The organism is Allobosea sp. ASV33, assembly GCF_016428755.1.
Lineage (GTDB): Bacteria > Pseudomonadota > Alphaproteobacteria > Rhizobiales > Beijerinckiaceae > Allobosea.
The window spans coordinates 14,605-34,343 of record NZ_JAELTI010000039.1 but is presented as its reverse complement, the minus strand read 5'-3'; the positions used below and the strand labels follow the sequence as shown (position 1 = coordinate 34,343).

General features: G+C 67.7%; 21 protein-coding genes. 13 read left to right on the top strand and 8 right to left on the bottom strand.

Features of this window, described 5'->3' with window-relative positions:
* The first annotated feature begins 24 nt into the window (after nucleotides 1–24).
* Together JHD80_RS13550 and JHD80_RS13545 are read left to right on the top strand one after the other, a co-directional pair.
* Complete coding sequence (locus JHD80_RS13550) at nucleotides 25–1,608, top strand: efflux MFS transporter permease (protein ID WP_199088109.1); 1,584 nt, start codon at nucleotides 25–27, stop codon at nucleotides 1,606–1,608.
* A gap of 10 nt (nucleotides 1,609–1,618) precedes the next feature.
* A complete protein-coding gene (locus JHD80_RS13545) occupies nucleotides 1,619–2,659 on the top strand; it encodes an HlyD family secretion protein (RefSeq protein WP_199088068.1) in 1,041 nt (346 codons plus the stop codon).
* Here the strand turns inward: JHD80_RS13545 and JHD80_RS13540 are convergent, their stop codons facing one another.
* Complete coding sequence (locus JHD80_RS13540) at nucleotides 2,660–3,880, bottom strand: aminotransferase class V-fold PLP-dependent enzyme (RefSeq protein ID WP_199088066.1); 1,221 nt, start codon at nucleotides 3,878–3,880, stop codon at nucleotides 2,660–2,662.
* Nucleotides 3,881–3,966: 86 nt separating this feature from the next.
* Here JHD80_RS13540 and kynA point away from each other — a divergent pair, with 86 nt between their 5' ends.
* The 7 genes from kynA to leuD all read left to right on the top strand — a co-directional run bounded on the left by kynA (nucleotide 3,967) and on the right by leuD (nucleotide 8,604).
* Nucleotides 3,967–4,815, top strand: a complete 849-nt coding sequence (kynA, locus tag JHD80_RS13535; RefSeq protein WP_199088064.1) for a tryptophan 2,3-dioxygenase — start codon at nucleotides 3,967–3,969, stop codon at nucleotides 4,813–4,815.
* Nucleotides 4,816–4,918: 103 nt separating this feature from the next.
* Nucleotides 4,919–5,071: a hypothetical protein gene (locus JHD80_RS13530; protein WP_187640076.1), complete on the top strand. Its 153-nt coding sequence runs from the start codon at nucleotides 4,919–4,921 to the stop codon at nucleotides 5,069–5,071.
* Between the two features lie 103 nt (nucleotides 5,072–5,174).
* Entirely contained in the window at nucleotides 5,175–6,593 is a 1,419-nt protein-coding gene (gene leuC / locus JHD80_RS13525; RefSeq protein ID WP_199088056.1) for a 3-isopropylmalate dehydratase large subunit, read from the top strand.
* Between the two features lie 23 nt (nucleotides 6,594–6,616).
* Nucleotides 6,617–6,862 carry a hypothetical protein gene (locus tag JHD80_RS13520; RefSeq protein WP_199088054.1) on the top strand — a complete coding sequence of 82 codons (246 nt, stop codon included), beginning with the start codon at nucleotides 6,617–6,619 and terminating at the stop codon, nucleotides 6,860–6,862.
* On the top strand, nucleotides 6,862–7,314 hold the full coding sequence (locus JHD80_RS13515; protein WP_199088052.1) for a metallopeptidase family protein: 453 nt from the start codon (nucleotides 6,862–6,864) through the stop codon (nucleotides 7,312–7,314). Before JHD80_RS13520 ends, JHD80_RS13515 begins: the two co-directional genes overlap by 1 nt.
* Nucleotides 7,311–7,943: a LysE family translocator gene (locus JHD80_RS13510; protein ID WP_199088050.1), complete on the top strand. Its 633-nt coding sequence runs from the start codon at nucleotides 7,311–7,313 to the stop codon at nucleotides 7,941–7,943. The genes JHD80_RS13515 and JHD80_RS13510 overlap by 4 nt, the downstream gene beginning before the upstream one ends.
* A 58-nt stretch (nucleotides 7,944–8,001) precedes the next feature.
* Entirely contained in the window at nucleotides 8,002–8,604 is a 603-nt protein-coding gene (gene leuD / locus JHD80_RS13505; protein ID WP_199088048.1) for a 3-isopropylmalate dehydratase small subunit, read from the top strand.
* A gap of 61 nt (nucleotides 8,605–8,665) precedes the next feature.
* Here leuD and JHD80_RS13500 read toward each other — a convergent pair whose 3' ends face one another.
* The 5 genes from JHD80_RS13500 to JHD80_RS13480 all read right to left on the bottom strand — a co-directional run bounded on the left by JHD80_RS13500 (nucleotide 8,666) and on the right by JHD80_RS13480 (nucleotide 14,764).
* Nucleotides 8,666–9,919, bottom strand: coding sequence for a DUF1501 domain-containing protein (locus JHD80_RS13500; protein ID WP_248311543.1), 1,254 nt, complete (start codon nucleotides 9,917–9,919; stop codon nucleotides 8,666–8,668).
* 2 nt (nucleotides 9,920–9,921) lie between these two features.
* Nucleotides 9,922–11,394 (bottom strand): DUF1800 domain-containing protein, encoded by a 1,473-nt coding sequence (locus JHD80_RS13495; protein WP_199088046.1) that lies wholly within the window; start codon nucleotides 11,392–11,394, stop codon nucleotides 9,922–9,924.
* A 99-nt stretch (nucleotides 11,395–11,493) separates the two neighbouring features.
* Nucleotides 11,494–11,892 (bottom strand): DUF1801 domain-containing protein, encoded by a 399-nt coding sequence (locus JHD80_RS13490; protein ID WP_199088044.1) that lies wholly within the window; start codon nucleotides 11,890–11,892, stop codon nucleotides 11,494–11,496.
* 23 nt (nucleotides 11,893–11,915) lie between these two features.
* Nucleotides 11,916–13,007: an ATP-dependent DNA helicase gene (locus tag JHD80_RS13485; protein ID WP_199088043.1), complete on the bottom strand. Its 1,092-nt coding sequence runs from the start codon at nucleotides 13,005–13,007 to the stop codon at nucleotides 11,916–11,918.
* A gap of 80 nt (nucleotides 13,008–13,087) precedes the next feature.
* Nucleotides 13,088–14,764: a methyl-accepting chemotaxis protein gene (locus JHD80_RS13480; RefSeq protein WP_199088041.1), complete on the bottom strand. Its 1,677-nt coding sequence runs from the start codon at nucleotides 14,762–14,764 to the stop codon at nucleotides 13,088–13,090.
* 183 nt (nucleotides 14,765–14,947) lie between these two features.
* Here JHD80_RS13480 and JHD80_RS13475 point away from each other — a divergent pair, with 183 nt between their 5' ends.
* Complete coding sequence (locus JHD80_RS13475; protein ID WP_199088039.1) at nucleotides 14,948–15,937, top strand: alpha/beta hydrolase; 990 nt, start codon at nucleotides 14,948–14,950, stop codon at nucleotides 15,935–15,937.
* Nucleotides 15,938–15,956: 19 nt separating this feature from the next.
* On the top strand, nucleotides 15,957–16,811 hold the full coding sequence (locus JHD80_RS13470) for an alpha/beta fold hydrolase (protein ID WP_199088037.1): 855 nt from the start codon (nucleotides 15,957–15,959) through the stop codon (nucleotides 16,809–16,811).
* 17 nt (nucleotides 16,812–16,828) lie between these two features.
* Here JHD80_RS13470 and JHD80_RS13465 read toward each other — a convergent pair whose 3' ends face one another.
* Nucleotides 16,829–17,392, bottom strand: coding sequence for a GNAT family N-acetyltransferase (locus JHD80_RS13465; protein WP_349237264.1), 564 nt, complete (start codon nucleotides 17,390–17,392; stop codon nucleotides 16,829–16,831).
* Between the two features lie 110 nt (nucleotides 17,393–17,502).
* Here JHD80_RS13465 and JHD80_RS13460 point away from each other — a divergent pair, with 110 nt between their 5' ends.
* Nucleotides 17,503–18,120 (top strand): LysE family translocator, encoded by a 618-nt coding sequence (locus JHD80_RS13460; RefSeq protein WP_199088033.1) that lies wholly within the window; start codon nucleotides 17,503–17,505, stop codon nucleotides 18,118–18,120.
* Between the two features lie 12 nt (nucleotides 18,121–18,132).
* Here the strand turns inward: JHD80_RS13460 and JHD80_RS13455 are convergent, their stop codons facing one another.
* Nucleotides 18,133–18,828: an SDR family oxidoreductase gene (locus tag JHD80_RS13455; RefSeq protein WP_199088031.1), complete on the bottom strand. Its 696-nt coding sequence runs from the start codon at nucleotides 18,826–18,828 to the stop codon at nucleotides 18,133–18,135.
* 97 nt (nucleotides 18,829–18,925) lie between these two features.
* Between JHD80_RS13455 and JHD80_RS13450 the strand changes: the two genes are divergently transcribed.
* Complete coding sequence (locus tag JHD80_RS13450) at nucleotides 18,926–19,717, top strand: class I SAM-dependent methyltransferase (RefSeq protein WP_199088029.1); 792 nt, start codon at nucleotides 18,926–18,928, stop codon at nucleotides 19,715–19,717.
* Nucleotides 19,718–19,739: the final 22 nt, after the last annotated feature.

The window sequence follows — 19,739 nt, the reverse complement described above, 5'->3', positions numbered from 1 at the left end:
CCCGCCGCACCGCAGCCCGCTCGCATGGGCCTGCTGATGCCCCCTGGCCGCGCGCTGGCCTATATGCTGGCTTCGGTCACGCTGGCGATGACGCAGCAGATCGGCGCCAACCTCGTCAACACCAACATCTACCAGATCCAGGGCGAGCTCGGCGCCACCGTCGCCGAGACCAACTGGCTGATCGCCGCCTATATGGCGCCGAACGTCTCGCTCTCGATCGCCCTGATCAAGATCAGGATGCAGTACGGCCTGCGCAATTTCGCCGAGATCAGCCTTGCGGGCTTCGTCCTCGCCGCCTTCCTGAACCTCGCCTTCGTCCATGACCTGCCATCGGCTGTGGTCGTGCGCTTCATGAGCGGCATGGCGGCGGCGCCGATGTCCTCGCTTGCCTTCTTCTACATGATCGAGCCGCTGCCGCCGGAGAAGAAGCTCACCGTCGGCCTCTCGCTGGCGCTGACCAACACGACGCTCGGCATTCCCGTGACGCGCCTGATCTCGCCCTGGCTGCTCGATCTCGGCGGCTTCCATGGCCTGACCCTGTTCGAGATGGGCCTCGCCATGGTCGCCTTCGGCTTCGTCTACGCCCTGCCGCTGACCACGCCGCCGCGGATCAAGTGGATCGGCCCGTTCGACATCGTCAGCTACCTCCTGATCGCGATCGGTTTCGGTTCGATCGCGGTCGCGCTCAGCCTGGGGCGGATCTACTGGTGGTTCGAGGCGCCCTGGCTGGGCTGGCTCTTCGCCGCCGCCGTCATCTGCCTGACGCTGGCGGTGATCATCGAATTGCATCGCGACAGCCCGCTGATCGACATCCGCTGGCTGACCAGCCCGGCGACGCTGCATTTCGCCGGCGCGATTCTCCTGCTGCGGGTCGTGCTAGCCGAGCAGACGGTGGGCGCCTCCAATTTCTTCCAGGCGCTCGGCATCCAGAACGAGCAGACGCTGCCGCTCTACGGCGTGATCCTCTGCGCGATCCTGGCCGGCGGCGTGACCTGTGCGCTGCTGCTGCGGCCCGGTCGCGAGAATTGGTTCTACGGCACGGCGCTCGCCTGCGTCGCGCTCGGCGCCTGGCTCGACAGCGGCGCCACCAGCCAGACGCGGCCGCACGACATCTGGCTCAGCCAGGCGCTCGTCGCCTATGGCTCGGGCCTGTTCCTGCCGGCGGCGATGGCACAGGGCATGGGTGGCGCCATCGCGCGCGGCCCGATCTACATCCTGAGCTTCATCACCGTCTTCCTGTTCACGCAAAGCATCGGCGGCCTGCTCGGCTCGGCCCTGTTCGGCAGCTTCATCACGTTGCGGACCAGCTTCCACTACAACGCGCTGGCCGAGCATTTCGTCATGTCGCAGCCGCTCTTCGCCGAGCGCATCAGTCAGTACGGCAGCATCTACAGCCATGTCCTGAACGACCCGGCGCTGCTGCGGGCGGAAGGCGTGACGCTGCTGGCCCAGCGGGCGACGCAGGAGGCGATCGTGCTCGCCTATAACGACGCCTTCATGCTGATCTCGGCCATCGCCGGCCTCGCCCTGATCGGCCTGCTCTCGCACCTCGCCTATCTGCAGCTACGCTCGCGCGCAGCCGCCCCCACCGCCCAACCCGCTCCCTGAACGCTCAGCCATGACCCGCATCTTCCGCTCCGTCTCGACCTATGTCGCGCTCGCCATCGGCCTTATCGGCCTCGGCATCATCCTCTACGCCTGGCGGCTGCCGCCCTTCACGAGCGCGATCGAGGTGACGGAGAACGCCTATGTCCGCGGCCAGGTCACCGTGATCGCGCCACAGCTCGCCGGCTATGTCGCCGAAGTGCCGGTGCAGGACTTCGCGACGGTGAAGCAGGGCGACCTGCTGCTGCGCATCGACGACCGCATCTATGCGCAGAAGCTGGAACAGGCCCGCGCCGGCCTCGCCGCCCAGCGCGCCGCGCTCGCCAATTCCGACCAGTCCCGCGCCGCCGCCGAGGCCCGCCTGCGCGCCGCCGTCGCCAATGTCGCCAGCGCCGAGGCCGCCTTGCGCACCGCTGAGGCGAACTGGGGCCGCATCGAGCCGCTGCGCGAGCGCGGCGTCGTCAGCCAGACCTCGACAGACCAGAGCCAGCAGGCGCTAGACCAGGCGCGCGCATCCATCACCGCGACCAATGCCGCCGTCGACGTCGCCCGGCAGGACATCCAGACCGCCGTGGTCAACCGCCAGTCGCTCGTCGCGGCGGTCGAGGGGGCGGAGGCCGCCGTCCACCTCGCCGAGATCGACCTCAGCAACACCCGCATCATCGCGCCGCAGGACGGGCGGCTGGGCGAGGTCTCGGCCCGGCTCGGCCAATATGTCTCGGCCGGCACGCAATTGATGGCGCTGGTGCCGAACCAGGTCTGGGTCATCGCCAATTTCAAGGAGACGCAGCTCTCCGGCATGCGCGTCGGCCAGCCGGTCAGCTTCACCGTCGATGCCCTGCGCCATGCCCGTCTCACCGGCAGGATCGAGCGCTTTTCGCCGGCGGCCGGCTCCGAATTCAGCGTGATCCGGCCGGAGAACGCCACCGGCAATTTCATCAAGATCGCCCAGCGCGTGCCGGTGCGCATCACCGTCGATCCCGGCCAGCCTCTGGCGGCGGAGCTGGCACCCGGCATGTCGGTGGTCGTCAGCGTCGATACCGCGCAGCGCTGATCAGGCCAGCGCCGCCAGCCGCTCCAGCAGAAGCTGCGCGTCGGCTGCATTCTGGTAGAGCCCGAAGCCGAGGCGCAGGCGGTCTCCGCGCAGATCGGTGACGATACCCTCCTGCGCCAGCTTGTCGTGCCAGGCCGGGGCGTCGGCATGGCGGAAGGTCAGGAAATTGCCGCGCGCCGGCTCGGACAGCGGCACGACGAGGTTCTCGAGCGCGAGCACGCCGCAGGGCCGGCGCGCCAGCCCGTCCGCGACGATGCCTTGCAAGGCGTGGGCGTGCCCATGGATCGCCACCGCGTCGAGCCCTTGCGCGTCGAGCCAGTCGAACACCGCGCCCATGCGGTAGAGGCCCGAGGGATCGAAGGTCGCGCCCATGAAGCGCCATCCGCCCTCGGCATAGGCGACGCCGCCTTGCGGCCCCGACAACGCCCCGAACGAGGCATACCAGCCGGTATCGCGTGGACGCATGGCGAAGCCGGGCGGGCAATGCATGAAACAGGCGCCCTCGCCCGCCATGGCGTATTTGTAGCCGCCGGCAATGTAGAAGGCCTTGTCGGCGATGCCAGAGAGATCGGTCGGCCGCGCCAGGAAGCCGTGATAGCCGTCGATGACGACGAGGCGCTCCGGTGCGGATACGCCGGCGACGAGTTTGTCCAGATCGGTCAGCGCATGGCCCGAATTGAACTGCACCTGGCTAACGAAGACCATGTCAGGATTGCTGGCCTTCGCCGCGGCGATCAGGCGTTCCGTCAGGTCGGCGAAGGGCTCGGCCGGGACGACGGTAAGCGCAATCAGCCCCTCCTCCGCAAGTCTTTCTATCTGCCGCCGGAAGGAGTGAAATTCGGCATCGCTGGTCAGGATGCGCGGCACCCTGTCCCGCGGCAGGCAGGAGAGCAGCCGGTTGACGAATTCATGGGTGTTGTTGGCCGGCACGAGTCCATCGATGCCCGGCAGGTTGAGATGCCGAGCGACGCCCTCGGCTACCTTCTGCCAGACCGGGCCGAGCACCTCCTCCCATTTGCCGTCGATGAGACGGGCGGCATCGTCCCAGCAGCGGAGTTGCGCCTCGCGCGTGACATCCGGCCAGAAATGATGGCTGTGCGCAGCGAAATGCAGTTGCTCCGGCCAGTTCATGCGGAAACGGGAAAACGCCGCCGCAAGGTCGAGGGGCGCCCCAGCGTTTTGCGCGGAAAGCTTCGTCGCCTGGTCGCTCGCCGTCGTCATGCCTTGCCCGCCCCGCAAAATACTTTAAGCTTAAAATATATCGCGCCTTAGCCTCGTCAAGGCGCGCCGCGAGCGAGGGCAAAACGATGGCAACCGGCACGAGCGAGCAGCACAGCCGCATCGAACCCGGCATGCAGACCGACTTCAAGGAGCGGATGGATTACGGCTCCTATCTCGGCCTCGACCTGCTGCTGGCGGCGCAGAAGCCGTTGAGCGACGCGCCCGACGAATTGCTCTTCATCACCATCCACCAGGTCCAGGAGCTCTGGCTGAAGCTGGCCACGCACGAACTCGACGGGGCCATCGCGGCGATCCGCGCCGACGAGCTCCAGCCCGCCTTCAAGTCGCTGGCGCGCGTCTCGCGCATCCAGTCCCAGCTCGTCACCGCCTGGGACGTGCTCTCGACCATGACGCCGGCCGATTATCTCGCCTTCCGCGACGCGCTCGGCCAATCCTCCGGCTTCCAGTCCTACCAGTACCGCGCGCTGGAATTCCGCCTCGGCGCCAAGGACCCGCGCATGCTGGCGATGCACCGGCACCATCCCGAGCACCACGCTCATCTGCAGGCGCTGCTGGAGGCACCCAGCCTCTATGACGAGGCGCTGCGCCTGCTCGCCCGGCGCGGCCTGCCGATCCCGGCCGACTGCATCGAGCGCGACTGGGCTATTCCGCACGCCGCCAGCGACGCCGTGAAAGCCGCCTGGCTGACGATCTATCGCGACACGAAGGCTCATTTCGATCTCTACGAGCTCGCCGAGGAACTGGTCGACGTTGAGGACCAGTTCCAGCAATGGCGCTTCCGCCACATGAAGACGGTCGAGCGCATCATCGGCTTCAAGCCGGGCACGGGCGGCTCCAGCGGCGTGAAATTCCTGAAGACCGCGCTGGAACGCTCGTTCTTCCCCGAACTCTGGCAGTTGCGCAGCGAATTGTGAGGCTCGCGCCCTGCGTCGCCGCGATGACGCGGCTGCAACGGCATCGATTGTCCGGCTTGATTGGAACTGCTAAACAGTAGCCATGTCGCCGTGTGAGCATCATTTGCAGCGCTTCTGCGCCGTGCAGGGAGAAGGCCATCTGCCGCCCCTGCCGACGACGCAGGATTTTGCCGCGCTGCACGACCATGCCCGGCTGCCCTGGCGCTTTTTCGGCCGCTTCACCGCTTCCATTGCCGCAGGCCTTACCGGCGCCTGAGACCGGCCGCTCGCGCGGCCGGCGACAGGCGAACCGTTTTGCGCGCGGGCCTTCAGCCCGCGCATGATCTCACAAGCAGATTCCAGAAGACCGAGAACAAGCCATGACTGCGACCAAAGGTCCCCAGACGCTCTATGACAAGATCTTCGACGACCACGTCGTCGACCGGCAGGATGACGGCACCTGCCTGCTCTATATCGACCGCCACCTCGTCCATGAGGTGACGAGCCCGCAGGCCTTCGAGGGTCTGCGCATGACCGGCCGCAAGGTGCGTGCCCCCGAGAAGACGCTCGCCGTCGTCGACCACAACATCCCGACGACCGACCGCACCAAGGGCATCGCCGAAGAGGAAAGCCGCATCCAGGTCGAGGCGCTCGCCAGGAACGCGAAGGACTTCGGCGTCGAGTATTTCAACGAGCTCGACAAGCGCCAGGGCATCGTCCACATCGTCGGCCCCGAGCAGGGCTTCACCCTGCCGGGCACCACGATCGTCTGCGGCGATAGCCACACCTCGACGCATGGCGCCTTCGGCGCGCTCGCTCACGGCATCGGCACCTCGGAGGTCGAGCATGTGCTCGCCACCCAGACGCTGATCCAGAAGAAGGCGATGAACATGCTCGTCCAGGTGGACGGCACACCCGCGCCCGGCGTCGGCGCCAAGGACATCACGCTCGCCATCATCGGCGAGATCGGCACCGCCGGCGGCACCGGCTCGGTGATCGAATATGCCGGCGAGGCCATCCGCGGCCTGACCATGGAAGGCCGCATGACGGTCTGCAACATGTCGATCGAGGGCGGCGCCCGCGCCGGCATGGTCGCGCCGGACGAGAAGTCCTTCGCCTATCTCAAGGGCCGCCCCAAGGCGCCGCAGGGCGCTGCCTGGGACGCCGCCGTGCGCTACTGGGAGACGCTGCGCACCGACGAAGGCGCGCATTTCGACCGCGTCGTCCGGCTCGACGCCGGCAACCTGCCGCCGATCGTCTCCTGGGGCACCTCGCCTGAGGACGTGATCTCGGTCACCGGCGCCGTTCCCGATCCCGATGTCATCGCGGACGAGGTCAAGCGCGCCTCCAAGAAGCGCGCGCTCGAATATATGGGCCTGACCGCCGGCACGAAGATCACCGACATCCCGCTCGACGTGATCTGGATCGGCTCCTGCACCAATGGCCGCATCGAGGACCTGCGCACCGTCGCGAAGATCGTCGAGGGCAAGAAGCTCCATGACAGCCTCGATTACGGCATGATCGTTCCCGGCTCCGGCCTCGTGAAGGAGCAGGCCGAGGCCGAGGGCCTCGACAAGATCTTCATCGCCGCCGGCTTCGAATGGCGCGAGCCCGGCTGCTCGATGTGCCTGGGCATGAACCCCGACCAGCTCAAGCCCGGCCAGCGCGCAGCCTCGACCTCGAACCGCAATTTCGAGGGTCGCCAGGGCTATCGCGGCCGGACGCATCTCGTCTCGCCGGCGATGGCGGCGGCGGCGGCCCTCACCGGCCGCTTCATCGACGTCCGTACGCTGGGCTGACGCAGGCAGGCGGGGAGCTGACCATGTCGAACGATCCCCGCGAAGCCGCCCGCGCCGCCGAATCCAAGGCGGCGCTGGACCGGGTCAAGCGCGACAGCGAAAGCCTGCTCGGCTCCTCGATGGGCCGTGCAGCCGATCACTTCTCGGGCGCCGACGCGCCCGAGGGCGACAAGGTCGAGCTCTGGGGCCGGCGCATCGGCCGTTCCCTCTCGCTCCTCGGCGTCATCGTGCTGGCCTGGTGGCTCGGCCACCAACTGAAATTCTGGTGATGGGTAAAGGCGTGGACGCCAAGGTCGCGACAACAGAGATCGACTGGGACGGCGTCAAGGCGCCGTCGCAGGAGGCGTTCGAGGTTCTGGCGCAAGCTGCCTTCGACCGCCTGCCGGAGGAATTCCGCGCGCTCTGCTCGGACGTGATCTTCAACGTCACCGAGTTCCCGGAGGACGACGTGCTGAAGGAGCTGGAGGCCGAGAGTCCGTTCGACCTGCTCGGCCTGTTCAGCGGCGTCGGCATGCCGCAACAGGGCTTCAGTCCCCAGACCGGCCAGATGCCGAATATCATCCACCTCTATCGCCGACCGATCCTCGATTACTGGGCCGAACATGACGAGAGCATCGGCTCGATCGTCACCCATGTCATGGTCCACGAGATCGGCCACCATTTCGGCTTCTCCGACGAGGACATGGAAGCCATCGAGCAGGCGGCGGAGCACGAGGGATGATCGACGAGCTGATCCGCAATCTGCCCGGCCTGATGCTGGTCTATTCGGCTTTCTTCCTGGCGGTCGCGAGCCCTGGCCCGAGCAATCTCCAGATCATGGCGACGTCGATGGAACGCGGTCGCAGCGCCGGCTCCACCCTGGCGCTCGGCGTCACCGCGGGCTCCCTGACCTGGGGTATCCTCGCGGCCATCGGCGTCACCGGCGTGGTCGTGGCCCATCCGGGCGCGCTCTACGCCATCAAGATCGTCGGCGGCCTCTACCTGCTGTTCCTCGCCTGGCGCTCGGCCCGCTCGGCCATGCGGGCCGAGATGCCTCCGACAAAGCTGGTGGCCTCGGGTCGCCGCACCTTCCTGCGCGGCTACCTCATGCACATCACCAACCCGAAGGCGATCCTGAGCTGGACGGCGATCATCGCGCTCGCCCTGCGGCCCGATACGCCGCCGGTCGTGCTCTATGCGATCATCGCCGGCTGCATGCTGATCTCGCTTGCGATCAACCAGTTCTATGCCGTGCTGTTCTCGACGGCATCGATGATCGCGGGCTACCGCCGCATTCGCCGCAAGGCCGAGGCCTGCCTCGCCGCCTTCTTCACCTTCGCCAGCTTCAAGCTGCTGACCTCGCAGCTCTGAAACCCTTCACCGCCATATCAGCAAGAACATCGCCAAAAGGCCCATCGGAGTTTCCGCCATGCAGCCCTTCACCACCCTGACCTCGACGCCCGCCCCCATGAAGGTGGTCAATGTCGACACCGACATGATCATCCCCAAGCAGTACCTGAAGACGATCAAGCGCACGGGCCTCGGCACCGCTTTGTTCTCGGAGATGCGCTACAAGGACGACGGCTCGGAGAACCCCGATTTCGTGCTGAACCAGCCGGCCTACCGCAAGGCCGAGATCCTTGTCGCCGGCGATAATTTCGGCTGCGGCTCGTCGCGCGAGCACGCTCCGTGGGCGCTGCTCGATTTCGGCATCCGCTGCGTGATCTCCACCAGCTTCGCCGACATCTTCTACAATAACTGCTTCAAGAACGGCATCCTGCCGATCAAGGTCACGCCCCAGCAGCTCGACATGCTGTTCGACGACGCCGAGCGCGGCTCCAACGCGACGCTGACGATCGACCTCGCGAGCCAGACGATCAAGGGCCCGGACGGCGGCGAGATCAAGTTCGAGATCGACCCGTTCCGCAAGCACTGCCTGCTCAACGGCCTCGACGATATCGGCCTGACCATGGAGAAGGGCACGAAGATCGACGCCTACGAGGAAAAGCTGAAGCAGCGCGCCTGGGCTTGAGCTCGAGCGGATTTCGATATCCACGTCATGGTCGGGCTTGTCCCGACCATGACGGGCAGCGCTAAACCACCAGCCCCGGCACGGGCTTGAGGCCACTGGTCTCCGGGAACACCTTCTCGGCCAGCACCGGCCCGGACAGGCCGAAGAGTTCCGACACAACACCCTTGGCGACGGCCCGGATATCGGTCGTCGGCTTCAAGTCACGGTTCTGGTAGAGCTGCTCGGGCTTGAGGCCCGGCCAATCGGCAACGACCCGGCCGCCCTTCACGCCGCCGCCGACAAGGAATGCGACCGTGCCGGTGCCATGATCGGTGCCGACCGTACCGTTGACCGCAGCCGTCCGGCCGAACTCGGTCGCGACCATCACCACCGTATCCTTCCAGACCGGCGCCAAGCCCTGCTCGAAGGCGGCAAAGGCACCGTCGAGCCCGCCGAGCAGATTGGCCAGCCTGCCCTTGGCCCCGCCCTCGTTCGCGTGGGTGTCCCAGCCTTCGAAGGCGAGCGCGGCGATGCGCGGCCCGTCATCGGCACCGACCAGCCCCGCCGCACCTTCGGCGATGCGGCGCATGCCGTCGGCCGTATCAGGCCCGCCGCCGCCCTTCTGCTCGCCGGCCATGCCGCGCCGCTGCGCCAGTCCTTCGGTCTCGACCGCCTGCGCCAGAGCGCGCGCCAATCCGGGATCGCGCTGGCCATAGAGATCGGCGAGGCGCATCGTCAGATCGCTGCCGGCGCGCGCCATTCGCGGCGGCGCCCAGCCCAGCACCGGCGCATCGCCGCGCACCACCAGCGGTGGCACCACACCGACGCCGAGAACACCCTTGCGCGAAACGCCCTCGCCGGCCGGCAGATTGGCGATCAACCGGTTGAGCCAGCCGCTCTGCGTGTGTCCCGCACCGGGCTGGCCGCTTTCCAGCACGTCCTGCCCGTCGAAATGCGACCGCTCGCGATAACCCGTCGCCGCGGCATGGACGATCGTGGCCTGCCCCTGCTTGTAGAGCCGCGCCAGGTTCGGCATGGCCGGATGCAGGTAGAAGAAGCCATCGAGCGGCAGCGCCGCCTCCGGCCCGTCCATGGCGAGCGCGATGCCCTCCCGCAATCCGGCATAATCGGGATCGCCGATCGGCGGCACGGCCGACAGCCCGTCCAGCGCCCCGCGCAGGATGACCAGCAAAAAGCGCGGATCGCGCGCGCCTGCCGCCGCATAGGCGAATTTCGGTACGAAGGACCAGGCGAAGAGCGCGCCTGCCGCACCGAGAACGGCGCGGCGCGACGGCGTCATCCGTTCGCAATCATCGTCGTCGTGGTGAGCCGTCATCGTCACCTCCGCTGGAATTCGGGCGACATCAGCAGGAGCGCGATCGCCTGGGGCTTGCTCTCGGCCCGCGCCACCGCCTGCTTCGTCTCCGGTGAGAGCAGCGGTCCGAGGATGTCGTCGGCGAGCACGCGCGGATCGGCGACCGAGCCCGCGGCTTGCCGCCCCCAGCCGGCCGCGACGTCGACGCGCGTCTTGAGGCCCTCGGCCGAGGCCCAGGCGGCATTGCTGTCCGCGTAGCCGTTCGGCCCGGGAGGCTGCCAGAACGGCTGCCCCATCACGCCGACCGGCCCGATGACCTGGCCGAAATCCGGCTTGCGGCTGAGCGCACGATAGGAAGCGAGCAGGAATTCCTGCGGCGACCGGATTTTCGTGGCCGGCGCCCGCCAGACGTCGTCGCTGCCGATCAGCGCCCGGTAGACCGCCCTGAGGTCGCCCTCGCTGTCGCGAAAGGCCGCGGCCAGCGCTTCGACGCGTTGCGGCGGTGGATCGTCCGCCACGAAATGCCGCACGAGCTTGGTCGCGATGAAATGCGCGGTCGCGGGCTGATGGGCGAGATCGGTCAGCGCCGCGACGCCCTGCGCCAGATCCGGCTGGGCATAGTCCCGGCCGAGCAGAGGCGCCGCCCCCGGCTCATGCTGGCCGGGATTGAAGATGAAGGAACCGGGAAAACCGAGCCGCCCATCGCGCCCCGCCATCGTCCATCCCGTGAGGATGCGCGCGAGATTGGTCACGTCGGCCTGGCTATAGCCGCCGGAGACGCCGAGCGTATGCAATTCCATGATCTCGCGCGCGAGATTCTCGTTGAGCCCGCGGCCTTGCCGCCGCCCGGCCGGCGAATTCGGGCCGATCGACTGGCGATTGTCGAGGAAGTCGAGCATCGCCGGGTGGCTTTCGGCCGCGATCAGCAGGTCCTCGAAGCGGCCGAAGACATGCGGGCGGATCGCCTCGCGCTCATAGGCGCCGGCCATGATCCGTCCGATATTGCTCTTGGTCGCGCCGATGCAGAAATGGTTCGACCAGAACATCACCAGGCGCTCGCCGAAGCCGGTCTCGGCCGCAAGGGCGAGATCGACCCGCGCCTTCACCTCGTCGCGATAGGTCCGATAGGGCAGCGCCGGCTCGTTCGGAGGCTTCGCGGGCGCGGTCTGGTTCTGCGGCCCGGCCGGCTGCGCCTGGGGTGGCGCCTCCGCCATCTGCATGCCCTGCTGCCCATCCTGGGCAGGCGTCGCGGCAGCGATGCGGCGCGCCTCGCGCTCCCGCTTCTCCTGATCCTCGAAAGCGAAGAGAGCCTTGCCGATCTCGACTGTGCCGGAGAAGGGCACGCCCGCGGGCTGGGCGACGCCGCCCGCCGCAATCTCGGCCAGAAGCCTCTCCCGGATTTGCGCTCGGAAGGCCTCGCCCTGGCCCGGCTTCGGCCCCAGGCCGAACCGTTGCAGCGCCACCGCTCCCGCCGTCAGCTCGCCCGATCCCGCCATCTGCAAGGTCTCCGCTGGTCGCGAGCCCAGGATCGGCGTCGACTATGGCAAAAAACCGTTGGGTTTCATGACAAATCGGCAATGTGGCAGGTGAGCGCCTCAGCGCCGCTTGGAGCGTGCCGTGTTGAGGGCAACCGCGTCGCGGATCAGGGCCTTGAAGGCGTCGGCGTCGATCGCCTCGCCCTCGCGGATATCGATGGCGCGGCGGGCATTGCCTTCGAGGCTCGAATTGAACAGGCCGGCGGGATCGGCCAGCGAAGCGCCCTTCAGGAAGGTCAGCTTGACCACGCTCTTGTAGGTCTCGCCGGTGCAGATGATCCCGCCATGGGACCAGACTGGCACGCCGCGCCACTTCACCTCCTCGACCACATCGGGATCGGCCTCGCGGATCAGCGCCCGCATCCGCCCCAGCGTCGCGCCGCGCCAGTCGACGAGCGATGCGATCTTCTCGTCGATCAGCCGGGAGGCAGCCGGGTCCTGGGCTTCGTCCTTCGCCATGACAGCTCCCTTCCTTCCGGCGTCTAGACCACCACCGTAACCGTCTCGGCCGCACGCGTCAGGCCGGTATAGAGCCAGCGGGCGCGATGCTCCCGGAAGGCGAAGCTCTCGTCGAAGAGCACGACATCGTCCCATTGCGAGCCCTGCGACTTATGCACGGTCAGCGCATAGCCGAAGGTGAATTCGTCGGTGTGCTTGCGCAGCTCCCACGGCACCTCGTCCTCGGTCCCGTCGAAGAAATTCGGCATGACCGAGACCTTGACCGCCTTGCCGCCGACATCGTCCTCCGGGGTTACGCGCATGGTGACCAGCCCCTTCTTCGAGGTCTTGATCTCCTGCACGATCCAGGAGCCGCCATTGAGCAGGCCCTTGCTCTTGTCGTTGCGTAGGCAGACCAGCTTCTCGCCGGCGACGGGGCTGTTGTCCGTGCGGCCCATGAGCTGGCGAATGCGGGCGTTGTAGTTGCGCCGCGTCTTGTTCATGCCGACCAGCACCTGGTCGGCGCCCATGACGATCTCGGGATTGATCTCGCCGCGCCGGATCACCCGGCTCGGCCCGTATTCGCCGAGCTCGAGCTGGCCGCCCTCGCGCACGATCATCGACATCCGCACGATCGGGTTGTCCGCCGCCTGGCGGTGCACCTCGGTCAGCATGACGTCGGGCTCCTGATCGGTGAAGAAGCCGCCGCCCTTGACGGGCGGAAGCTGCGCGGGATCGCCCAGCACCAGAACCGGCGTGCCGAAGGAGAGCAGGTCCCGGCCCAGCTCCTCGTCGACCATCGAGCACTCGTCGATGATGATGAGCTTGGCCTTGGCCGCCGCGCTGTCGCGGTTGAGCGCGAAGATCGGGCTCTCCTCCTCGACGCCGCGCGAACGGTAGATCAGCGAATGGATGGTCTGCGCCCCATGGCAGCCCTTGTTGCGCAAAACGAGCGCGGCCTTGCCGGTATAGGCGGCGAAGACGACATCGCCGTCCACCGCCTCGGCGATATGGCGCGCGAGCGTGGTCTTGCCGGTGCCGGCATAGCCGAACATGCGGAAGAGCTGCGGCTCGCCGGATTGCAGCCAGCGCGCCACGGCGGTCAAAGCCATATCCTGCTGGGGCGACCAGCTCATCGCGGAACCATCGTCGAAAAGGGCATGGCGCAGATGGGCCGAGTCGCGCCGCGAGGCAAGCCCGGCGATGTCTGAACCGCTCAGGCGGCGCGCAAACGCCTGACGAAGGCTGCAGCCTCGGCCTGCAGGGCATTGATCCGCCGATCCAGCTCCTGCGCACTCGCGGCGCCGGTATCGGCCTGGCCGACGGTCTGGAGATTGGCGGCGGCGATCTCGCCCATCGCCATCGCAGCCGTACCTGTCACATCGGAGATGCGCGCCACGGTCTCGCCGAGCGAGCCCAGCAATTCGACATGCGACCCCACCATGGTCGCGATCTCGGTCCCGGTCTGCTCGACTGCCGCCACGCTGGCACCGATCGCGGACACCGCTTCGGCGGCATGCGACAAGGCCTCGTCGGCCTGCGCGATCCGGCTGACGATCCGCCCGGCCGCCTCCGAGGCTTGGTTCGCGAGCGTCTTCACCTCGGCTGCGACCACGGCGAAGCCGCGGCCATGGGAGCCGGCGCGCGCGGCTTCGATCGTGGCGTTGAGCGCGAGCAGATTGGTCTGGCGCGCCACCGCCTCGATGATCCCCACGACATCGCGGATCTGGGCGGCGTTTTCGGTCAGCCGCGTCACCAGCGCATGGGTCCCGGCCGCCTCGCGCGTCGCCTCGGTCGCCATTTCCGATACGCGCCGGACCTCGGCATTGATCTGGCCGAGGACGAAATCCAGCCGCAAGGCCGCCTCGCTGGAGCGGCGCGCGTCGATCCCTGCGCCGTCGACCGAAGCCGCCGCCGTCTCGGTGCTGCGCGAGATCTGGTGCACGCGGACGGCAGCATCCTGCAGCGCCATGCGCAGCACTTCGCTGGCTCGCCCGATCTCGCCGAGCAGGAGGCCGATGCGCCCTTCGAACTCGTCGGCGATCCCCGCGAGCTCGGCATTGCGGAGCTGTTCCAGGCGCCGCGCATCGTCGGCCTCGCTCTCGCGGGTCACCAGCGTCGCCCTGACCTCGCTGAACTGGCGCACGACGCGCGCAAGCTGACCGATTTCGTCGGCTCGGTCGCGATGCGGCACCTCGATGACCCTGTCCGAAGCCGCAGCCTGCCGGATCGCCTCCATCAGGTTGCGCAGGGGCCGGGTCAATTGGCTGCGCAGCATCAGCAGGGCCAGGAGCCCGCCGCCGAGGGGCAGGAGTATCGCCAGAAGGATGGTCCGGAAGCGGACCGCCTCGGCCCGTGCGCCGGCACGGATGGAAGCCTCTCCCGCCCGCTTGGCGAGTTCGTCGCGCAAAGCGGCAGTCGTCGCGACGATCTCGTCGACATTGGCGCGCGCCTCGATCGCGCCCGCCTCCAGCAAGGCCGCCTTCGCCGAGACGCGCTGGCCGATATCGACGATGCCGTGCTGGAAATCGATGAAGGTCCTGATCCGCGCATCGAGCGTCGGATTGGCCTCGCGCAAGCTTGCCGGCAGGGCCGAAATCAGATGCGCCCGCGCCGCATCGACCAGCTCGATGGCGGCATCGAGCTTGCCGAGCATCGCCGCGATCTCCTCCGGGGAGCTGTCCGCGTCGACCCGGCTGAGCAGCGCGGCGGCCGCGATCCGGCTCGACAGCAGCGAGGCGCTGCTCGCCAAGCGGATATCGGAGAAGGCGGCGGCATCGATACGCCGGGCCTCGTCGAAACCACGCAAGGCGCTGGCAAGCCCCAGGGCTCCGGCGAGACCCAGCAGCGCGAAGAGAATCATGATCTTCGCCGTCAGTCCCAGTCGCCGCATGGTAGCCTCGGTCTCGTAACCCCCGTCCATGTCGCAGATGCGAGCGAACACGAGGTTAACGCGAAGCATCATGACGTAACGATATCAATAACTTAGCCGGATACACAACCCAGCGGCGCGCAGCTTGGCGAAGGGGCGTGCGCCGCGATTGCTAGGGATCGAAGGGCAGCCTAGCTTCTCGCCATGAGACGACGCGCCCAACGAATCTTCCTGCTCTGCCTCGGCCTCGCCTTCGTGGGTTACGCCGCCTTCGTGCTCTCGCCCTGGCCTTCGGCACTGCTGACGCGCGTCGCCTTCAGTTATGGCGCCTCGAAGACCACCGCCGCGCTCGCTCCCCATGTCCCCGCCGGCATTCGCGAGCAGCGCGGCATCGCTTACGGCAGCGGCGAGGACGAGAAGCTCGACATCTATCTTCCGCCCGACGGAGCCCAGCCGGGCCGCCCGACCATCGTCTGGATCCATGGCGGCGCCTTCGTCGCGGGAGACCGGGCCGATGTCGCGCCTTATCTCAAGATCCTGGCCGGGCGCGGCTTCGCGACGGTCGCCATCGGCTATACCCGCGCACCGACCGCCCGCTATCCCGGCCCCGTGCTGCAGGCCAACGCCGCTCTCGGCTTCCTGCAGCGCGAAGGGCAGCGCCTCGGCCTCGACCCCGCGCGGATCGTCCTGGCCGGCGACTCAGCCGGCGCGCATATCGCGTCGCAGCTCGCTGCCGGCCTGACCGGCAAGGACTATGCGGAGTTGCTGGGGCTGCAGCCGGCTGTCGCGCCGGCGAACCTGCGCGGCACGGTCCTGTTCTGCGGCGCCTTCGATCCGACGGCCTTCGAATTGACGGGCCCCTTCGGCGGCTTCATCCGCTCCGTGCTGCTTGCCTATTTCGGCACGTCGAACCCGTTCGACAGCGAGCGCATCACGGAGGCCGCCGTGCCGCGCTATGTCACGGAGGCCTTCCCGCCGAGCTTCATCTCGGTCGGCAACGGCGATCCGCTGGCGCCGCAATCGGTCGTGCTGGCGCAGGCGCTGCGAGACCGGGGCGTCAGGGTCGATACCCTCTTCTTCCCGCCGGAGACCGAGCCAAAGCTGCCGCACGAATACCAGTTCGATCTCGGCCGCCCCGAAGGCAGGCAGGCGCTCGACCGGCTGACGGCCTTCCTCGGCGAACGCTCTCGCTGACAGGCAGGGAAGCGAGGCCATGCATGTCACCGTGAACGGGGTTCGCCTCTACGTCGATATCGAGGGAGCCGGGCTGGTTCCCGACGGCCCCCGGATGCGCGAGAAGCCGACGCTCGTCCTGCTTCATGGCGGGCCGGGCTTCGACCACAGCATGTACAAGCCCGCCTTCGCGGCTTTGAGCGACATCGCCCAGATTGTCTATTACGACCACCGCGGCTGCGGCCGCAGCGAGAACGGCCCGGCCGACCGCTGGACGCTCGACCAATGGGGTGACGACGTCAGAACCCTGTGCGACACGCTCGGCATCGAGAAGCCGATCGTGCTCGGCACCTCCTTCGGCGGCTTCGTGGCCCAGGCCTATGCGACGCGCCATCCCGGCCACGCCGCGAAGCTGATCCTGGTCAGCACGGCTGCGAAATGCGATTTTCAGCAAGTCTATGCGGCCTTCGCACGCCTCGGCGGCCCCGAAGCCGAAAAGGCCGCTCGGAATTACTGGTCCGCGCCGTCCGATACGACGCGGGCGGTCTATAGCAGGCTCTGCGTCCCGCTTTACGCACCTCGCGCCCGGAGAGATGACGGAGCGTGGGTTGCTAGGGCCATCACGCGCAACGAAACCGGCGTCCATTTCAACGGTCCCGGCAACGAGCACGGCCGCTTCGACTTCAAGGATGCGCTCGCGCGCGTGTCCTGTCCGGTCCTCGTCATGGCCGGAGACAGGGACCCGATCACGCCGATCGCCTTCAGCGAGCAGATCTCGGCCTGTCTTCCGCCTGGGCACGTCCAGTTCCGGCGCTTCCCCGATTGCGGCCACGGCATCGTCGCCGACGATCGGGAAGGCGCCCTGCAGGCGATCCGCGACTTTGTCCTTGCCTGAAACGAAACCGTTCCGCCCTACAGCATCAGCCTGAGCAGCGGTCGCCCCGGCTTCTGCCTGGCGACCTCGACGAAGCCGGCACGCAGCAGCGTGCTTTCAGCCCCGACATAAAGCCCTTCGGCGCTGCGCCTGTCCCGGTTGTCCATGGCCGCGGCCTCGATCAATCGCGCGCCGCTCTCCCGCGCGAAGACGACGGCCCCTTCGATCAATGCACCGGTGACGCCCTTGCCGCGAAAGCTCCGCCGCACGAAGAAGCAGGAGGCCGCCCAATGGCCGGTATCCTCGGCCGGCGCATCCGGCAGCGGCGTCGAGGCCCGGCGCGGGTTGTTCCATTCGGGGATGTCGGCGCGTGGCCCGACCTGCAGCCAGCCGACCGCCTTGCCCTCGGCATAGGCCAGCACGCCGGGCGGCCGCCCCTTCCTCACGCGATCCTCGAAGAGCTGCCGCGCGCCCTCGCCGAGCAAAGGCATGCGCAGCCGCTGCGGCATGCGGAAATGGTTGCACCAGCAGCCGTAGCAGGGTCCCTGCGGACCGAAGAGCTCCTCCAGATCACTCCAGCGCTCGGGCGTGAGGGGCTTCACGTCAAAACCTGCCCGATCCATCGCGACCTCCCATCCGCGGCAAAGCGGAGCATCTGGACAGGCGCTCAAGATCGGCAGATCACTATGCGACATTGCCGGAGGCCAGCGCCATGTCGCTCGAAGTCTATGCCGCCTATCTCATCGCCTGCATCGTCATCATCATTGTTCCCGGGCCGACGGTCACGCTGATCGTCGCCAACAGCCTGAAGCACGGTACCCGCGCCGGGATCCTCAACGTGGCAGGAACCCAGCTCGGGCTCGGCATCATGGTTCTCGTCGCCGGCATCGGGCTGAGCTCGGTCATCGCTGCGCTCGGCCACTGGTTCGAATGGGTTCGACTGGCCGGCGCCGCCTACCTGATCTGGCTGGGCTGGAAGATGTTCCGCTCGGCCGGCGCCGATCTCGACGGCGCGGCCCCGGCGAAGCCGCCGCGCGGCGGCTTCTTCCTGCAGGGCGTGCTGGTCGCCCTCAGCAACCCGAAGACGCTGCTGTTCTTCGGCGCCTTCTTCCCGCAATTCCTCGATCCCGCCCGCGACCACGCCACCCAGATCGCGATCATGGGGGCGACGGCGCTCGCCTTCGCGGCGCTCAGCGACGGCGCCTATGCCCTGCTCTCCGGCAAGGCCGGCCACTTGCTGTCGCGCAGCCGCGTACGGCTGCTGTCGAGGCTCAGCGGGGGCTTCCTGGTCGGCGGCGGCCTCTGGCTCGCCTCGACACGGGCGAATTGAGGCCGTCTGCCGTCACCAGGCGATCGTCGCGCCGGTATAGTCGCGGAAGCTGTTGGTCTGCGCCATCCCGGAGGCATCGATGGTGCGGATCAGGCCGTTCGCGCTCTGCGCCGGCGTGATGTCGGCTCCCCCGCCGCCCATGTCGGTCTGGACCCAGCCGGGATGGAACAGCATGACGCTGACATTCCGGTCGCGCACGGCATTGCCGAACACGACCATCGCCATGTTCACCGCCGCTTTCGACGAGCGATAGATCAGCGCATTGCCGGGGTTGGCGCCGATCGAGCCCATTCGGCTTGAGATCGTCGCGATCTTGCGGGCCTGCCCGGCTTCGATATTCGGGAGAAAGGCCTGCGCCACCCGGATCGGCGCGTAGACATTGACCTCGAAGACCTCGCGCCAGGCGTCGAAATCGACGTCGAGCCCGGTCTGCCGGTCGCGCGGCCCGTAGAGCCCGGCATTGTTGAGGAGCACATCGATCGGCTGCCCCGCAAGAGCCTCCTTGGCCGCCGCGACGCTGGCATCCGAGGTCACGTCGAGCTCGACCGGGATCAGCGCCGCAGGATGCTCGGCCGCGAGCTCGGCGAGCGCGCCGCCCCAGGGATTGCGCGCCGCCGCGATCACGCGATCGCCCCGGCGCAGCAATTCGATGGTGATGGCAAGCCCGATGCCGCGATTGGCGCCGGTGATCATCCAGGTCTGGGGCATGAGACTTCTCCGTGAGGCTACCAGACGTAGGGCTTGCCGCTCCTCATTTCCAGATTGATAGTCACGGCGCTTCAAATCGTTCGGAAGGGCCGTCGAGATGGCCGAACAGCAGATCCGTTTCAACGATGGCGCCGCCTATGAAGAAATGATGGGCAAATGGAGCCGGCTCGCCGGGGACGTCTTCCTCGACTGGCTTGCTGCGCCCAAGGGCTTGCGCTGGGCCGATATCGGCTGCGGCAACGGCGCCTCGACACAATTGCTCTTCGATCGCTGCGCACCGGCCGCCCTGAGCGGCATCGATCCGTCGCAGGGCCAGCTTGACTATGCCCGCAAGCGCCCAGTCGCCGGCCTGGCGGAGTTCACGCTGGGCGATGCCATGGACCTGCCCTACCCGAACCGGAGCTTCGACGCGGCCATCATGGCCCTGGTGATTTTCTTCGTGCCCGATCCGACCAGGGGCGTGGCGGAAATGGTGCGCGTCACGCGGCCGGGCGGGCTCGTGGCCGCCTATGCCTGGGACATGCCGGGCGGCGGCTTTCCGCTCGACCCGGTCCTGGTCGAACTCGCGGCCCTCGGAATGACGCCGCCGCGTCCGCCGAGCGCGGATGTCTCACGGCTCGAAACCTTGGTCGCCCTGTGGACGCAAGCCGGGCTGCGCGAGGTCGAGACGCACGAGATCAGCGTGCGCCGCCATTTCGCCGATTTCGATGCGTTCTGGCATGCCTGCACCCTCGGCGCGACCGTGGCACCGGCCATTGCAGCTCTCTCTGCGGACAAGCTGGCCCAGCTCAAGGACAAGGTCCGCGCGCGTATCAGCGTCGCAGACGATGGCAGCGCGTCCTATGTCGCGCGCGCCAACGCCGTGAAAGGCCGGGTTCCGGCAGGCTGAGGTCCCGGAGACCTCGGCCCTT

Bases quoted from the DNA above. Each gene is read 5' to 3' on its own strand.
- JHD80_RS13460 (WP_199088033.1), top strand. From the start codon at position 17,503: ATGTCGCTCGAAGTCTATGCCGCCTATCTCATCGCCTGCATCGTCATC.
- JHD80_RS13490 (WP_199088044.1), bottom strand. From the start codon at position 11,892: ATGGCGAAGGACGAAGCCCAGGACCCGGCTGCCTCCCGGCTGATCGAC.
- JHD80_RS13515 (WP_199088052.1), top strand. From the start codon at position 6,862: ATGGGTAAAGGCGTGGACGCCAAGGTCGCGACAACAGAGATCGACTGG.
- JHD80_RS13450 (WP_199088029.1), top strand. From the start codon at position 18,926: ATGGCCGAACAGCAGATCCGTTTCAACGATGGCGCCGCCTATGAAGAA.
- leuD (WP_199088048.1), top strand. From the start codon at position 8,002: ATGCAGCCCTTCACCACCCTGACCTCGACGCCCGCCCCCATGAAGGTG.
- kynA (WP_199088064.1), top strand. From the start codon at position 3,967: ATGGCAACCGGCACGAGCGAGCAGCACAGCCGCATCGAACCCGGCATG.
- JHD80_RS13495 (WP_199088046.1), bottom strand. From the start codon at position 11,394: ATGGCGGGATCGGGCGAGCTGACGGCGGGAGCGGTGGCGCTGCAACGG.
- JHD80_RS13455 (WP_199088031.1), bottom strand. From the start codon at position 18,828: ATGCCCCAGACCTGGATGATCACCGGCGCCAATCGCGGCATCGGGCTT.
- JHD80_RS13485 (WP_199088043.1), bottom strand. From the start codon at position 13,007: ATGAGCTGGTCGCCCCAGCAGGATATGGCTTTGACCGCCGTGGCGCGC.
- JHD80_RS13475 (WP_199088039.1), top strand. From the start codon at position 14,948: ATGAGACGACGCGCCCAACGAATCTTCCTGCTCTGCCTCGGCCTCGCC.
- JHD80_RS13540 (WP_199088066.1), bottom strand. From the start codon at position 3,880: ATGACGACGGCGAGCGACCAGGCGACGAAGCTTTCCGCGCAAAACGCT.
- JHD80_RS13550 (WP_199088109.1), top strand. From the start codon at position 25: ATGGGCCTGCTGATGCCCCCTGGCCGCGCGCTGGCCTATATGCTGGCT.
- JHD80_RS13470 (WP_199088037.1), top strand. From the start codon at position 15,957: ATGCATGTCACCGTGAACGGGGTTCGCCTCTACGTCGATATCGAGGGA.
- JHD80_RS13510 (WP_199088050.1), top strand. From the start codon at position 7,311: ATGATCGACGAGCTGATCCGCAATCTGCCCGGCCTGATGCTGGTCTAT.
- JHD80_RS13480 (WP_199088041.1), bottom strand. From the start codon at position 14,764: ATGCGGCGACTGGGACTGACGGCGAAGATCATGATTCTCTTCGCGCTG.
- JHD80_RS13545 (WP_199088068.1), top strand. From the start codon at position 1,619: ATGACCCGCATCTTCCGCTCCGTCTCGACCTATGTCGCGCTCGCCATC.
- JHD80_RS13500 (WP_248311543.1), bottom strand. From the start codon at position 9,919: ATGACGGCTCACCACGACGACGATGATTGCGAACGGATGACGCCGTCG.
- leuC (WP_199088056.1), top strand. From the start codon at position 5,175: ATGACTGCGACCAAAGGTCCCCAGACGCTCTATGACAAGATCTTCGAC.
- JHD80_RS13520 (WP_199088054.1), top strand. From the start codon at position 6,617: ATGTCGAACGATCCCCGCGAAGCCGCCCGCGCCGCCGAATCCAAGGCG.